Origin of the sequence: Intestinimonas butyriciproducens (assembly GCF_004154955.1) — a bacterium.
GTDB lineage: Bacteria > Bacillota > Clostridia > Oscillospirales > Oscillospiraceae > Intestinimonas > Intestinimonas butyriciproducens.
In genome coordinates this window covers 2,013,565-2,027,672 of the sequence record NZ_CP011524.1, presented here as the reverse complement: position 1 = coordinate 2,027,672, position 14,108 = coordinate 2,013,565, and the positions used below count along the sequence as shown (strand labels likewise).

Annotated in this window: 24 protein-coding genes; 21 read left to right on the top strand and 3 right to left on the bottom strand. The window is 60.7% G+C overall.

The window, feature by feature from the left end:
• The first annotated feature begins 36 nt into the window (after positions 1–36).
• The 12 genes from SRB521_RS10145 (at position 37) to SRB521_RS10095 (ending at position 6,825) form a co-directional block, all read left to right on the top strand.
• Positions 37–276, top strand: coding sequence for an XRE family transcriptional regulator (locus SRB521_RS10145; RefSeq protein WP_116722444.1), 240 nt, complete (start codon positions 37–39; stop codon positions 274–276).
• A 27-nt stretch (positions 277–303) separates the two neighbouring features.
• Entirely contained in the window at positions 304–1,149 is an 846-nt protein-coding gene (locus SRB521_RS10140) for a phage antirepressor N-terminal domain-containing protein (protein ID WP_116722445.1), read from the top strand.
• Positions 1,150–1,165: 16 nt separating this feature from the next.
• A complete protein-coding gene (locus tag SRB521_RS10135) occupies positions 1,166–1,399 on the top strand; it encodes a MerR family transcriptional regulator (RefSeq protein WP_165816320.1) in 234 nt (77 codons plus the stop codon).
• Positions 1,396–1,647, top strand: coding sequence for a hypothetical protein (locus tag SRB521_RS10130; protein ID WP_116722447.1), 252 nt, complete (start codon positions 1,396–1,398; stop codon positions 1,645–1,647). The genes SRB521_RS10135 and SRB521_RS10130 overlap by 4 nt, the downstream gene beginning before the upstream one ends.
• Positions 1,648–1,663: 16 nt before the next feature.
• A complete protein-coding gene (locus tag SRB521_RS16335) occupies positions 1,664–1,873 on the top strand; it encodes a hypothetical protein (protein ID WP_116722448.1) in 210 nt (69 codons plus the stop codon).
• A complete protein-coding gene (locus SRB521_RS10125) occupies positions 1,870–2,184 on the top strand; it encodes a hypothetical protein (RefSeq protein ID WP_116722449.1) in 315 nt (104 codons plus the stop codon). The genes SRB521_RS16335 and SRB521_RS10125 overlap by 4 nt, the downstream gene beginning before the upstream one ends.
• Before the next feature lie 788 nt (positions 2,185–2,972).
• Positions 2,973–3,971, top strand: coding sequence for a phage major capsid protein (locus tag SRB521_RS10120; RefSeq protein ID WP_116722451.1), 999 nt, complete (start codon positions 2,973–2,975; stop codon positions 3,969–3,971).
• Positions 3,972–3,986: 15 nt separating this feature from the next.
• Positions 3,987–4,271 (top strand): head-tail connector protein, encoded by a 285-nt coding sequence (locus tag SRB521_RS10115; RefSeq protein WP_075703963.1) that lies wholly within the window; start codon positions 3,987–3,989, stop codon positions 4,269–4,271.
• A 9-nt stretch (positions 4,272–4,280) separates the two neighbouring features.
• A complete protein-coding gene (locus tag SRB521_RS10110; RefSeq protein ID WP_116722452.1) occupies positions 4,281–4,838 on the top strand; it encodes a hypothetical protein in 558 nt (185 codons plus the stop codon).
• Positions 4,838–5,305, top strand: coding sequence for a hypothetical protein (locus SRB521_RS16535; RefSeq protein WP_242976593.1), 468 nt, complete (start codon positions 4,838–4,840; stop codon positions 5,303–5,305). The genes SRB521_RS10110 and SRB521_RS16535 overlap by 1 nt, the downstream gene beginning before the upstream one ends.
• Position 5,306: 1 nt before the next feature.
• Positions 5,307–5,756 (top strand): DUF6838 family protein, encoded by a 450-nt coding sequence (locus tag SRB521_RS10100; RefSeq protein ID WP_052082736.1) that lies wholly within the window; start codon positions 5,307–5,309, stop codon positions 5,754–5,756.
• Between the two features lies 1 nt (position 5,757).
• Positions 5,758–6,825 (top strand): phage tail sheath C-terminal domain-containing protein, encoded by a 1,068-nt coding sequence (locus SRB521_RS10095; protein WP_129868846.1) that lies wholly within the window; start codon positions 5,758–5,760, stop codon positions 6,823–6,825.
• 57 nt (positions 6,826–6,882) lie between these two features.
• Here SRB521_RS10095 and SRB521_RS10090 read toward each other — a convergent pair whose 3' ends face one another.
• A complete protein-coding gene (locus SRB521_RS10090; RefSeq protein ID WP_116722661.1) occupies positions 6,883–7,167 on the bottom strand; it encodes a toxin-antitoxin system HicB family antitoxin in 285 nt (94 codons plus the stop codon).
• 13 nt (positions 7,168–7,180) lie between these two features.
• The gene (locus SRB521_RS10085) at positions 7,181–7,426 is read right to left on the bottom strand and encodes a type II toxin-antitoxin system RelE family toxin (RefSeq protein WP_116722660.1); all 246 of its coding nucleotides are present in this window, start codon (positions 7,424–7,426) and stop codon (positions 7,181–7,183) included.
• A gap of 90 nt (positions 7,427–7,516) precedes the next feature.
• Between SRB521_RS10085 and SRB521_RS10080 the strand changes: the two genes are divergently transcribed.
• Both SRB521_RS10080 and SRB521_RS10075 read left to right on the top strand, forming a co-directional pair.
• Positions 7,517–7,945: a phage tail tube protein gene (locus SRB521_RS10080; RefSeq protein ID WP_033118149.1), complete on the top strand. Its 429-nt coding sequence runs from the start codon at positions 7,517–7,519 to the stop codon at positions 7,943–7,945.
• A gap of 568 nt (positions 7,946–8,513) precedes the next feature.
• Positions 8,514–8,903: a phage tail assembly chaperone gene (locus tag SRB521_RS10075; protein WP_116722659.1), complete on the top strand. Its 390-nt coding sequence runs from the start codon at positions 8,514–8,516 to the stop codon at positions 8,901–8,903.
• Positions 8,904–9,248: 345 nt separating this feature from the next.
• Here SRB521_RS10075 and SRB521_RS10070 read toward each other — a convergent pair whose 3' ends face one another.
• Entirely contained in the window at positions 9,249–9,503 is a 255-nt protein-coding gene (locus SRB521_RS10070) for a hypothetical protein (RefSeq protein ID WP_116722658.1), read from the bottom strand.
• Between the two features lie 68 nt (positions 9,504–9,571).
• Between SRB521_RS10070 and SRB521_RS10065 the strand changes: the two genes are divergently transcribed.
• The 7 genes from SRB521_RS10065 to SRB521_RS10040 all read left to right on the top strand — a co-directional run bounded on the left by SRB521_RS10065 (position 9,572) and on the right by SRB521_RS10040 (position 13,972).
• Positions 9,572–9,772, top strand: coding sequence for a hypothetical protein (locus SRB521_RS10065; protein ID WP_116722657.1), 201 nt, complete (start codon positions 9,572–9,574; stop codon positions 9,770–9,772).
• A gap of 605 nt (positions 9,773–10,377) precedes the next feature.
• Positions 10,378–10,554, top strand: a complete 177-nt coding sequence (locus SRB521_RS16170) for a hypothetical protein (protein ID WP_165366619.1) — start codon at positions 10,378–10,380, stop codon at positions 10,552–10,554.
• A gap of 187 nt (positions 10,555–10,741) precedes the next feature.
• On the top strand, positions 10,742–11,509 hold the full coding sequence (locus tag SRB521_RS10060) for a hypothetical protein (protein WP_129868845.1): 768 nt from the start codon (positions 10,742–10,744) through the stop codon (positions 11,507–11,509).
• 2 nt (positions 11,510–11,511) lie between these two features.
• Complete coding sequence (locus SRB521_RS16725) at positions 11,512–12,105, top strand: LysM peptidoglycan-binding domain-containing protein (RefSeq protein WP_129868844.1); 594 nt, start codon at positions 11,512–11,514, stop codon at positions 12,103–12,105.
• Between the two features lie 10 nt (positions 12,106–12,115).
• Positions 12,116–13,117, top strand: a complete 1,002-nt coding sequence (locus SRB521_RS10050; protein WP_129868788.1) for an XkdQ/YqbQ family protein — start codon at positions 12,116–12,118, stop codon at positions 13,115–13,117.
• Between the two features lie 166 nt (positions 13,118–13,283).
• Complete coding sequence (locus SRB521_RS10045; RefSeq protein WP_075704233.1) at positions 13,284–13,559, top strand: DUF2577 family protein; 276 nt, start codon at positions 13,284–13,286, stop codon at positions 13,557–13,559.
• Positions 13,556–13,972: a DUF2634 domain-containing protein gene (locus SRB521_RS10040; RefSeq protein WP_129868843.1), complete on the top strand. Its 417-nt coding sequence runs from the start codon at positions 13,556–13,558 to the stop codon at positions 13,970–13,972. The genes SRB521_RS10045 and SRB521_RS10040 overlap by 4 nt, the downstream gene beginning before the upstream one ends.
• Positions 13,973–14,108 lie beyond the last annotated feature (136 nt).

Sequence of the window (14,108 nt, the reverse complement as noted above, 5' to 3'; positions counted from 1 at the left end):
GTAATTGTCAATCCCAAAATGAAGGGAGGTGAATCCGTGGAAAGTGCCGCACTGACACCATTTGGGAAGGAAATAAAAAAGCGCCTTATAGACATTAACCACACTCAAGCGTGGCTGATTGAACAGGTGGCATCGGTAACGGGCCTATATTTTGACCGGTCGTACATGTGCAAGATCCAGACTGGTCAGCTCGCTACCCCCAAAATCGTCCAAGCTATCCGCGAAATTCTGGACCTGCCTGAGCAGGCACAGGATACCACACAACCTGTCCAATAGACCGGACTATTGCAGAAAGGAGACAACATGAACGAACTCGAAATCAAGACTGTACCCTTCATGGGCACGGAGCTGATGGCCGCCAGAGACAACGACGGCCAAATCTGGGCCGGTGTTCGCTGGATGTGCGACGGCTTGGGACTAAGCGAGGGACAGAGGAAGCGGCAGATTGCTAATATCCAGGCCGATAAGGTGCTCTCTAAAGGGGGATCAAATTTGGTCCTCCCTACCCGTGGTGGGAATCAGGAAGTCCTTTGCCTCAAACTGGACTTCGTCCCTCTCTGGCTGGCGAAGATCGGAATCACGCCGACGATGGAAGCGGAAACCCCCGAGCTGGCCGCCAATTTGGAGCAGTACCAGCTTCGCGCTAAGGACGTGTTGGCGGCGGCATTCCTGCCTGTGAGCGCCGTCCCCGATTTAGACGCGCTGTCCCCGACTCTCCGCGTTCTCATCAACCTTGAGCTGAAGCAGAGGGAGCAGGATAAGGCTATCGAGGCCGTCAACCAGAAGGTGGATGATATCCGGGACGTGGTAGCCCTTTCGCCTAATTCGTGGCGGCCAGATGCGCGGAGCCTGATCGCCCGGATTGCACGGGCGCTGGGCGGGAACGAGTACATCCGGGACGTTCAGGCGGAAATCTTTAAGCTGGTGGACGAACGGGCACGGGTGTCGCTGGAGACCCGGCTGACCAACAAGCGCCGCCGCATGGCGGACGAGGGGGTCTGCAAATCCCGAAGGGACAAGCTCACTAAGGTAGACGTCATCGCGGATGACGCGAAGCTCATAGAGATCTATATCGCTGTAGTCAAAGAAATGTGCGTGAAGTACGGCATCGCCGTGAATGAGGAGACCATTGATGGGAAAAGGGATTGACGCGCCCTTGCGCAGAATGAGAACGGCGGCGGGGGTGTTGAACGTCATCAAGGAACAGGACCCGCACACCGAGGTGACCCTGCATTACATCCGGAACCTGATCAAAACCGGCAAGGTCCCCGTAACCCCGGTGGGGCGCAAGAAGCTGGTGGACGCCGACGCCGTTATGGCATACATTGCCGCCGGAGACCCCCACCCGGCCACCCAGGCCATAGAGCAGCCCGGTCAGATCAGGAGGGTGACTGTATGAGGAACGCGCTGCAGGGCACCGCTACCGCGATCCTCCTGGCCGTGGCGCTGCTGGCCGACGGGCTCATGGGCACCCTGGGGCCCCTGGACTTCCTTCTTATCGCCGGGATGGCCGTGGCCGTCGCTGGAGTGCTGGTGTGGCTGTCCAACCGACACCGCAAAAAGAAAGCCGCTCCGGTGCTGCTGACACCGAAACGGCCAAGGCGGATAAGAAGGACTCCATATCCGCCTCCTATTTTAACGGAATGAGGAGGGAAAAGCAAGTATGAACCACATAGAAAAAATGCACCATTATATTAAACTCACCAGCGCTGAACATTCGACGGCCGATCCTTATCATATAACGGTCGGAGACCTTACGGCGCTGCGCGAGATTTCCAGGACTGACCTATATGGCGCGCTATGCCTGGCGTTTGAGTACGGGCGGGCCAAAGGGGAGCGACGTGCCGCGCGGGAAAGAGAGGTGAGGGTATGAAATTAGAAGAGCTGGCCTTTCCGCTGACGGCGGAGGCGTTTATAGCCTTTCAGGAGGAGGGAACAGGCGGGAAGCTGGGCGCAAATGCGCGGGAAGCTTTAGCCGCATGGGTACCCGGCTGCAACCTTTCCTTCGAGGAAGGGCGTGCGGGGAATCAAGAGGGACTGCGGGAAAGCCTTGAATGGTTGGATAACCGCATTTCCGCCAGTGAAGATGATCCGGTGCTCTGGAGGTTCTACAAAAGTGCCCGCTGGTGGACGGTCTACGCCTGGGAGCGGGGGCGCCGGGAACGGGAGGGAGTGAGCGTATGAACCTACATAACGTGATTTTACCCCCTCGGGAACGGGGGAGAGTAGCCACGCTGCGAGAGATAGAATCGGCTATGCTTCAGGGCGCCCAGGCGATTTTCCCAGTGGTGGGGGAGTGCCTAGAGGGGGCAGGAGTTCAGGATGGTGGTTGGGTCGCTGTGGACTTCACTAAATATCCCGCCCCCCGGTACAAAAGCAAGGACGGGGACGACTCGGAAGACCTTTGTCTCTGCTATGCTGCCTTTCCGGGGGCCCCGGGCCCTAGGGTCATGTGCAAGGCTTACTGCGGCGTGTGGGGACATTGGCAGATGGTAGGGACCCGTTATAAGCACCTGTGGGAGGGGAGGGACAAGCTCCGCATGAACTGCGCTATGCCGGCGCTGAGGATATTCGGCGTAATCTTCGGCTCATGGAGCAGGGCAGGGAAATTACTGTGGGAGCGCGCTCCTGAGAGCTTTCCGGACAGATTGGACCACACTCCCTCTATCGGAGGAGATGTGATGCCTTGGATGGAGGCAACAGTATGACGCTGCGCCAGACAAGATACTATATGCTCCTGCAATTGGGGCATTCGGTACAGGAAATCGCGGACATATGTAATGTGCCCGTAGGATCAGTTACAAGCTCATTGCATCACCTTAAGCGTAGCCCAGAGGTGGATGCTGAGTTGGTCGTTTCAGCATTGCGGTGCCACCTGATAAGCCGCAACCCTGCGCCAACACGGCCCACTAGGGTGTATGCGTCAAGATATAGCTATTAAAAAGGAATTAACAAGGAGCTGAGCTACGTAGATGAACGAAGAGGCTGTGCATCATACGGATATAAAGAAAAATGCGCTTGACATATTAAATGCTCTGTACGGCGAACAGCGGATCACCAAAGATGAATACTCCACGGTTGCCATGGGGATTCAAGTTGGGCCGCCGTTTGGGGACAACAACATGACCATGGCCAACAACGGGGCCATCATCCCCACCAGCATCGCAGAGCGGATCATCAAGGCGGTCAAGGACCGCTGCCCCATTCTGGCGGGGGCCACAGTGTACAACGTAAAAGGCACGCTGAAGGTGCCCGTATGGGGCAAGGCAAACACCAGCCATGATATCGCGGTGGGCTATCAGACCGAGTTCACCGAAATCACCGCCGACTCCGGCAAGTTCACCAGTGTGGACCTGGGCGGCTATCTGGCGGGCGCACTGACACTCATTGGTCAGAGCGTGGAGAACAACGGGGCCTTCTCCGTGGTGAACTTTATCGTGGAGCAGATGGCGGAGGAGATCGCCGTGTGGATCGAGGGCCAGCTGCTGTGCGGTACCGGCTCCAGCGCCGCCCAGGGCGCCCTGAACACCACCACGGGTCTGACCGCCGCCGGGGCCGCCGCCGTTACCGCCGACGAGCTCATCGAGCTCCAGGCCAAGATCAAGCAGGCCCACCAGGGCAACGCCTGCTGGACCATGCACCCCGACACCTTCACAACCATCAAGAAATTGAAGGACGGAAACAACCGTTATCTGCTCCAGGACGACGTGACCGGGTCCTTCCCCTACCGGCTGCTGGGCAAGCCCGTGTACTTGTCCGACAACATGCCGGCCATGGCCGCCGGCGCCAAGGCGGTGCTGTACGGAGATTACTCCGGCCTGTCCGTCAACTTCAGGGAGAACATCTCCATCCAGGTGCTCCGGGAGAAGTACGCGACGCAGCACGCGATCGGCGTGGTCTCCTGGTTTGAATTTGACTCCAGAGTGACCGATCACCAGAAGCTGGCCGTGCTGACCATGAAGGCGTCTTAAAGGGGGATTTGAGCCATGAAGCTCTCTGAAATCCTGGTGAGCGACGTGGCGGAGTATGTGCGGGAGGAGGGGGACGAGCCCCTTCTCCCGCACATCCTAGACGCCGCGCGGCGCTATGTGCTGGACTATACGGGACTGAGCGCGGAGGAGGCGGACGGACACGCCGATCTGAGCATCGCGGCGCTGGCGGTGTGCGCGGACCTCTACGACCGGAGGACCACCGCTATTACCGGCACGATCATTGCAGAAAATCCCGTGGTGGCGCAGATCCTGGGCGCGCACGCGGTCAATCTGCTGTGAGGTGAGGGCATGATTTACGGAGCAAGCGCCCTGCGGGAGCGGGTGGAGGTGCTGGAGCTGGCCGCGGTGGAGGGAGGCTGGGCGTGGGAGAGCGTGCGGCGGACCTGGGCGGGAGCGGAGCTGACGGACCGGACGAACCTCTTTTCCAAGGTGGGGATTGGGGCCCGGGACGTGCGCCTGGTCCTGCGGCGGCAGAACCTCACCCTCCACAACGCCTTGCGCTGGAAGGGACAGCATCTGTTTTTGACCTCCATCGTGGAGAACATCCCCGGGTGGCTGGACGTCCAGGCCGCGCTGGTAGAGCCGGCGGCGTGCAGAGGCAACGTCCACCGGGGAGAGAACGGCCCAACATTCCCCGGCGTACTCGTCGAGAAGTACCTGCGCCACGAGCAGGACCACCCCATGGCCACCACCACCGTGTGCTACGTGCTGGTGACGCCCAAGGCGGTGGAGATCGAGCCCAAGGGCCTGGTGGAGGCAGGCGGCACGCGGTATGTGGTGCAGGTGGCCCACACGCTGGACGGCTGGAAGAATGAGTACGAGATCCTGCGAAAGGGGGACAAGTGATGCAGACGGCATATCTGGACCGGAACGCGCTGGAGCGGCTGGCGGCGGACTTCAACGACCTGCTGCGGGAGTACCCGGAATGGCGGCGGGAGATGTACGAGGAGATGGGCCGGGCCGTCCTGGTGGAGGTCCAGCGGGGCCTGGGAAACGGCGAGGCGGCGGGCTGGCAGGAGGCCGTGGTGGGCTCCGGCGGCGGCTACGCCGCAGTCCGCCCCAAAAAGGAGACCTTCACCCGGGACGGAGGCTCCGGCGAGCCCTACGCCGTGGGATACGTCACCAACTCAATCGAAAACGGACACAAGCAGGAAAAGGGCCGGTATGTTCCCGCCCTGGGGAAAAAGCTGGTGGCGGACCGGGTGGCCGGGAAAGGGGCCTATCTCGCGGCACGGCAGCGGGCGGAGGAGATCGCCTACCAGGCCGCGGAGCGGTTTGCAAAGAAGATACAGGCCAAATTACAGGAGGGATAGCATGCTTTCATTTCTGGCGATTACGGAGGCGGTAAAGGGGCTGGTGGAGGAGCGGTATCCAGGGAATACGGTCTATATGGAGCGGGTACCGGTGGACTTTGCGCGGCCGTCCTTCCTGGTGGAGCTGGGGCCGGTGGAGATGCTGGACGCCTCGTGCGGCTGCCTGGAGGTCAAGGCCACGGTGGTGGTCACCGCCTTTGTGGAGGCGGACGACTACTACAACAGCCACGTGCCGGACCTGATGACCCGGATGGGGGCGGTACAGGAGCTCTTCGCGGTGGACGGACTCCAGGTGGAGGACCGGTTCCTCCACGTGACGGCCAACAAGGGGAACTGCCAATTCGACTACGCGGAGACCAGCATTACGTTTCAGTACCAGGACGACCGCCCGGGCGGGGACGAGTGGCCCCTGATGGGCGAAATACAGACAAAAATCAAGGAGGGGAATTGAAATGGGACTTCCCAGCATCAACATCGCATTCAAATCCACAGCGGCGAGCGCCATCGAGCGCTCGGAGAAGGGGGTGGTGGCGCTCATCATCAAGGACGCCAAGGAGAACGGCGGCCACGCCTACACCAACGCCAGCCAGATCCCGGCCACCCTGGGGACGGACAACCAGGCATACATCCAGCGGGCCTTTACGGGGTATGTGAATCCGCCCCGGCAGGTGCTGGTCTACGTGCTGCCCGCAGCGGCGGAGGCGCTGACCGACGCCCTGACGTGGCTGGCCACCCAGACCTTTGACTATCTGGTGGGGCCCCCCGACTGCACGGAGACCGAGGCCACGGCCATCGCCGCCTGGATCGCCGGCCGGAGGAGCAGCGACGCGGCCATCTGCAAGGCGGTGCTGCCCAACAAGGCGGCGGACAGCGAGGCGGTGGTCAACTTCGCCACCGGGGATATCCTGGTGGGCACGAGCGAGTTCACCACGGCGGAATACTGTTCCCGGATCGCGGGGCTCATCGCCGGGACACCCATGACCATCTCCTGCACCTACGCCCCTCTCCCCGAGGTGAGCGACGTGGGGCGGCTGACCCGCGCGGCCATGGACGCCGCGGTGGACGCAGGCAAGTTCATCCTCTTCCACGACGGGGAGAAGGTGAAGGTGGCCCGCGGGGTGAACTCCCTCCAGACCACCACCCAGGACAAGGGGGACGCCTGGAAGAAGATCAAGATGGTGGAGGTCATGGATATGATCCAGACCGACATCCGGACCACGGCCCAGGACGCTTACATCGGCAAGTACGCCAACAGCTACGACAACAAGTGCCTGCTGGTGACGGCCATCAAGGGCTACCTGGTGGGGCTGGAGCAGTCCGGCATCCTCCAGGCGGGGAGCTCCTCGGTGGGGATCGACCTGGCGGCTCAGGAGGCATACCTCCAGTCTGTGGGCACGGACACCTCCAAGATGAGCCAGCAGGAGATCAAGGAGGCCAACACCGCCGACAAGGTGTTTTTGGAGGCGTCCATCAAGATCCTCGACGCCATTGAGGATATCAGCCTCAATATCACAATCTGAGGAGACCGCAAAGCCGCAAAAAAGCCGCCCCCGGGCAGGGGGCGGCGGGCCGGCAGGTCAGCGGGATAGTTTATAGATCATATATTGGTTCAGGCTCACGCCCTCGATCTCCGCTGCATCCTTAAGGGCCTTATGCAGGCTTCGAGGTATGCGCAATACCAATTTACCGCTGTATTCTTCAAGGGCTTGTTTCAGCTCGGCAAGAGAGACCGCAGTACCATCATCCATCGCCTCGGCTTTTGCGAGACTTGCGGCGTCTGCGGGAGACAGCTCTTCCGGCTTTGCGGCGTTGATCTCTGCAAACCGCTTCTCAATTTCAGCGGCGGTCAATTCTTTTTTCATGGGGGATACCTCCTCAGTACTTGATGTTTGTTCTGGTGTTGATTTCAAGAACCGTAATGATAATCTCACCTTTTACCCACTCAAATATGATGCGGTAGTGTGGGATTTTATAGCGGTAACGATTCTGCGTGCCGCCCAGCCGTACAATATCGCCTTCCAAGCGGGAAAGCCGGTCAAGGGCTTTGTACAATTTTTGCCTGGTGGGTTCGTCCACGCTGGAGAGATACTTTTGCGGCTGCTTTTTTAGTTTGATTTCCATTTGTACGCCCTCCTGACAAATATATAGTATCATATTTAGTACTAAATGTCAAGAGGGATTTGTAAAAAACGACAAGAAGGGAGAAGGAACATGGATTCGGCAAAGCGAGTGATTTCGGGGACCTGGGGCGAGGTGTGGCTGGACGGAGACAAGGTGTCCGAGTGCTACGGGCTCCAGGCCAAGGTGAGCTTCAACAAGGAGGACATCGCCCTGTGCGGGCAGATGGCCAGCGACAAAAAGGTGACAAGCATTGAGTGTACGGGGTCCCTGCGGATGCACAAGGTGACCTCCCGGATGGCGCTGGCCATCGGGGAGAACATCCGGAACGGAAAGGACGTGCGCTTTACCATCGTGAGCAAGCTGAAGGACCCGGACGCCTACGGGGCGGAGCGGGTGGTCCTGAGCAACGTCAGCTTCGACGACCTCACCCTGGCCGACTGGGAGGCCAAGAGCGTGGGCAAGGTGGAGTGCCCCTTCACCTTTACCGACTATGAGTTCCTGGACGAGATCGGGGTGTAATGGAGAAGCGCGGAGGGCAGGCGCATAGGGAGGATAAGACAAGCGCAGACGAAAAAACAGGTTGGCCGAAGGCCAACGGCATTTTTCGCGGAGCGATGGCTTATTCGACCGGCCATGCGCCCAGCCCGGAGCGTGACAGGAGAGAAGCGCGGAGCGCCCGGGAGCAGCGTGGATGGACCGGAGCGTGACAGACCCGGAAACGAAAAGGCCGCCCCGTGAAGGCGGCGGTGGACAAAGCGCGGCGCTTATGGTAGAATGACTGCGGCGCTGTTGCATAAATGGCGGTTAGCCACTTCCCTGGGAAGGGAGGTGATGCGATTGTGGGGCACCGAGGAAAGCAATTTCTGAGGGTTTGCGTATGTCTTGGCCTCTTGGCCTACATACTCTCCATAAAAGCGTGCTAGCCGCTCGGCTGGACCCGAACGGCTAGCTTAGTTTAAGCTGGTAACTTTTAGGGGCTAACCGTCTTGCGACAGCGCCCTCTTTATCGTCATTATACCGTGCGGCCCCCGCTTTGTCAAGAACGACAGAGCGGGGGCCTTTCGCATCCCCCGGGAAGGAGAAGAAAATGAGCGAGAAAACAAGCGTTCTGGACCTCCTCTTGAAGCCGGAGACGCCCAATGTGCGGAAAAGCCTGCCCACGGCGCGGTACCGTGTGAAGCGGCTGAGCGAGCTGCTGGGGGATGACGTGGTATTCGAGCTGCGGGCGCTGCCCTACGGGAAGGTGAGCGAGCTGAAGGAGAGCATGTCGGAGGATCTGAGCGTACATATCGTGCTCTCGGGGGTGGTCTCACCGGACCTGAAGGACCCTGCGCTCCAGGCCAAATTCGGCGGAGCCACGCCGGCGGAGACGGTGAAGGCGCTGCTGCTGCCGGGTGAGATCGAGGACCTGAGCCGTGCGGTGGAGCGGCTGTGCGGATACCGGACGGCGACCATTGAAGAAGTAAAAAACGCCTAGAGGACGGCAGCGACGCGGAGCTGGGTCTCGTCTACTACCTCTTCCATGTGAAGGGGTGGGCCCCGGGGGACTACTACCGGAAATCCCCCGGGGAGCGGGACCTCATCTGGGCACTGGCGTCCTATGAGGTGGAAGCGCGAGGATAGGCGCATAGGGAGAATAAGTCAGGACGCAGACGAAAAAACAGGCGAAGGGCCTTGGCCCTGAGCGGCATTTTTCGCGGAGTCCGTGCTTATTCGACCGGCTATGTGCCCAATCCGCAGCGTGACAGGTGGAAGCGCGAGGATAGGCGGAGCAGAGATCAAAATGAGCGCAAAAAAGCCGCCCCGAAGGGCGGCGGAGAGGTCATTCATCTTTGAGCGGAAAACTGGACCAAACGGCCCAGATAAGGAAGACTACTCCCAGCACAGAAATGTAACCCGCGCCGCCGGAGACAGTTTCCATGAACCCCAGCATCAGAAAGCTAACGGCAGTGAGCCAAATATATAAAGCAACATAGCGACTGATGCGTTTAAACCATTTCCAATTGGAGAGCAGGATCGTTCCCAATACGCCCATGGCAACGACAAAGAGGACAAGGATGAACTGGATCAGAAGCATATCACCACGACCTTTCTGATTATAAAGTATACCAATATTTAGTTTAGAAGTCAACTGGGGGTGACTGTATGCCGGAAGAAAGCATCAACATTTATATGTCGCTGGTCGACAAGGTGTCCGGCCCCCTGAGCGGCATCGGGACGAAGACAAAGGCGTTCAGCAAGGAGCTCCAGGAGCTGGAGCAGACTACACAGGCCTACAGCAAGATACAGGACAAGCTGTCCAAGGAGACGGTAGATTACCGGCCATGCGCCCAATCCGCAGCGTGACAGGCGGGGCAGAGATCAAAATGAGCGTAAAAAAGCCGCCCCGAAGGGCGGCGGGGGTTCGTTGTCATCGTCCTATGGTGCCAAGGAAGCCGAAAGCCAAGAACATAATGACAAGGCCAAGTACGATAAACAAACGCTTTCGCTCTCGTTCCGGATCGTAATTTCTCATAAAATCGCCCCCCTTTTATAGTCAGTATAGCATCCCGGAGGGCGACAAAATCACCACGTCGAAGTACAACAAGCGAGTCCACAAAGAAGAATAAACCCTATAGAAATAGCCATCAAAATTTTAAAGTTCTTTTGCACTTGTTCAGGATCGGGATCGTAATTTTTCATAAAACCACTCCCTTTTATAGCCAGTTGACCATAAACAGTAGAGGGAAACCAAAACCCAGCATGAGGAGGCCAAACCCGATGAGGATATAGTACGGGGCGGCGGAATGCTTATCAGTATGAAGATAACCTATCCCAGAAAACAGAAGGATGCCGCCGCCAAGACTCAAGACCGCCATTATGGTACATAGAAACAGCCCCATTCGAGCCCCCCACCTTTCTTCACAAACAGTATATCACGGTTTCAAAGACTGTCAGGCGGAGGTGATACCATGCCGGACGTATCGATTGCGATTTCGGCGCAGGACAGCTACTCCTCGGCCATCAAGAGCATGGCGCATGAACATGTTTATTTCATGGACATAACCGAGGATATAATAAGTAAGGCGACAATTGCACCAACAATTATAGCAACAAGCAGCATTTTACCCGAGAAGTCTCCAAAGTAATCGACAAAATCCGCTTTCAACCGGTCTTTCCAATTCATTTTAAAAACACCCCGCCTTTCAATATCAGTATATAGAATGCCGGATCTAAAGTCAACAGGAGGTGGTCACATGGCGGAAGAAGTGGGCATGTTAACGTCCGCATACGAGCAACTGTCCTCGACGCTGACCAGCATCGGAACCAAAACAAATGTCCGGCCTTAACGCCATGATCGGCGCGGGAGAGGCCGCCCAGGAGAACCTGAAGGAGCAATATCTGCGGGAGGCGATGACCACGCTGCTGACCGGAAAGGGGGGAAGCCTGTACAAGGGGGAACAGGCGGAGACGCTGGCCCGGCTGCACGAGGAGTACACCGCGCTGGCGGCGGCGTTCCAGGACGCGAGCGAGGAGGAAAAGATCACGCTGGGCGAAAAGGCGGACTCCCTCAAAAGTCAGGCGGAGGCCCTGGCGGAGGGGGCGTTCGACGCCAGCGGCGAAATGCAGGAGGTCAGGGACGTGGAGCTGGAGCTGATCTCAGCCATCCGGGAGAACACGCTGGCGCTGGGCGAGGCGGCCTACCTGGGGGATTACGAGAAGCAGCAGGAGCTGTCTGTGGGGGCGGGAGGCGCGTATATCGACTCCCTTGACCTTCAGGAGCAGGCGGCGGGCATCCGGGAGTCTGTGGACCGCTTCACCGGACCGGGATACAACGGGCCCTTCGACGTGGACCCTGCGAACTGGAGCCCCCACGCTTGGGGGCTGGACTATGTGCCCTACGACAACTTTCCTGCACTGCTGCACCAGGGGGAACGTGTGCTGACGGCATCCCAGGCCCGCGCGGCGGATCAGGGGGCTGGTCCCCGGGTGCAGGTGACGGTGACGGGAAACAGCTTTTACGGCTCGGACAAGGACCTGGAGGACCGTGTGGCCCGGCGGGTGGCGTCAGAGGTGGTACGTGCTGTGGAACTGGGGGTATAGGGATGGCGCGGCAATTTATCTTCAAGGACACGGAGACGGGGCGTGAGCTGGTGCTGCCGGTGACGCCCGGGAGCTATGACGTCGAGCACGGGCGGAAGGCGGCCAGCCTGACGATGCAGGAGGCGGGGGACGTGAACCTGCCGGGCCCGGCGGTGCTGCTGGACCCGATCCGATACCGGGAGCAGGACGGGACGGGGGACCTCTACTGCACGATCCCGCTGCGGGGCTACCGCGCGCTGGCGGCGGAGACGACGGAAAGCCGCCGGACGGGGAACGGGGCGCGGACGGTGGAGGCGGAGCCGGAGCGGTCGGAGACGTACACGGTGGCGGCGGGGGACACGCTGTCGGCCATCTGCCGGAGGTTCTACGGCGACGCGTCGCTGTACGGGCGCCTGGCGGCGGCCAACGGGATCGCCAACCCCAACCTCATCCACCCCGGTCAGGTGCTCAAGCTGCCCGCCCGGGAGGAGCTGCCGGCGGCGGCGACGCCCTCCCGGTCCCAGAAAGCGGCGGCGGCCACGGTATATGGGCGGGACCCGGAGACGGGCAAATCCTATCTGAACCTCTCCCGGGACAAGCTGCTGGAGATCATGTGAGGAGGCCGTCATGGAGGAAAAGCTGAAGCTGCTGATCACCCCGCCGGAGGGAGGGACCCGGGAGGCGGCGGCGCTGTGCCGGAGCGTTACGTGGGGCGGGAGCTACGACCAGGCGGCGCGGACGCTGGACTTCCCGCTGCTGGTGTGCCCGGAGGACAAGCGCCTACCCGCAGTGGACTGCCCTCCCGGGAGCCGGGTACAGTTCTACCGGGGGGAGACGCTGCTCTTCGACGGCTTTGTGTTCTCCCGGCAGCGGGACACGCTGTCCAACACGGTGGAGGTGTCCTGTGCGGACCGGGGGCTGTACTTAAAGCGGAACCAGGGGGCGTACCGCTTCCGGGGCCAGACCCCTGAGGGCATCACGGGGCGGGTGGCGGCGGACTTCGGGCTGACGGTGGGGAGCCTGGCCCGGACGGGGACGGCGATCAGCCGGAATTTTCCCGGGGTGAGCCTGTACCAGATCATCCAGACGGCGTACACCCAGGCGTCAGCCGCCACCGGGGGGCGGTATATGGTGCGGTTCCGGGGCGAGGCGCTGGAGGTGATCGAAAAAAAGCAGGGGGAGCGGACCCTGGCGCTGCGGCCGGGGTCCAACCTCATCAGCCTGACGGCCACGGACAGCGTGGAGAGCCTGGTGAACCGGGTGCAGATCCTGAGCAGGGACGGCACGGCCAAGGGGAGCCCTGTGGAGGACGGGGCGTCCATCGCGCGGTACGGCCTGTTCCAGCAGATGGTGACGGAGCGCAGCGGGAAGGACGCGGCGGCGGAGGCAAGGAAGCTGCTGGAGGACAACGCCCCGGCGCAGAAGATCACGGCGCAGGTGCGGGGGAACCCGGCGCTCATCGCCGGGGAGTGCGCGGTGCTCCAGGAGCCGGTGACGGGGCTGTACGGCCTGTGCTGGATCGACAGCGACACTCACACCTGGAAGGGCGGGACCTACACCGCCAAGCTGGTGCTGAATTTCCGCAGCATCATGGACGAGCAGGAGGCGGGACGGCTGCCGGACGCCTGAGAGGGCGCACAGCGTGACAGGCAGGGAAAGGCGCCCAACACGGGCCCTGAGATGCAACAGAAGGGGTCCCCGCAAAGCCGCGAGGCTTTGTGGGGAGAGGACGAGCAACGGAGTGGAGCGGATGCTCGCCGGAAGGCGGGCGAAGCGGAGAGGAGTTTGCGAGGACGTGGAAGAAAATCCTTATCAGCGGCTGGCGCGAATCTTTACGCCCGGGGCGGAGGAGGGGTCGCTGTGCCTGGGGACGGTGGCGTCCTGGCCGGACCAGGACCACCCGACCCGGCCCCACCGGGTGATCGCCGGGGGGACGTCCCAGGAGCGGGAAGACCTGCTCTCGTCGCCGGGACTGCTGCCCTATGGTCTGGCGGCGGGGGACCAGGTGGTGCTTCTGCCCATTGAGGAGAACCAGCGGTATATCATTCTGTGCAAGGCGGTGAGCGTATGAGCACGACATTGTTCCCCGTGGTGCAGCCGGAGGCGGTGCAGACCGGGACGGCGCTTCCGCTGTGCCGGGAGGTCAAATGGGACTACGACGGGAACCGGCCCGTGTTCCGCAACGGAGAACCGGAGACGGTGGAGGGCGCGGAGGCGGTACGGGTCTGGGCCTGGCTGGCCCTGCACACCACCCGGTTCCGGCATGAGATTTACTCCCGGGCCTACGGGACGGAGCTGGAGAACCTGATGGGACAGCCGTACACCGAGGCGCTGAAGCAGTCCGAGGCCCAGCGGTACGTGCGGGAGGCCCTGGAGATCAACCCCTACATCAGCGCCGTGGAGAACGTGGGCGTGGACTTCGACGACGGGCGGCTGTCCATCTCCTGCACGGTGCGGACCATTTATGGAGAGGTAAGGCTATGAACGAAAGGCACCGGCAAAGCCGGGACGCGCTTAGAGCGCGCACAAGCATTTTGCCTACGGCAAAATCTTGGCGCAGGGCGGATTCACTCCGCCCGAGCAGGTCAAAGGAGGATGGGGCCCCCGCACGGCGGGAGCC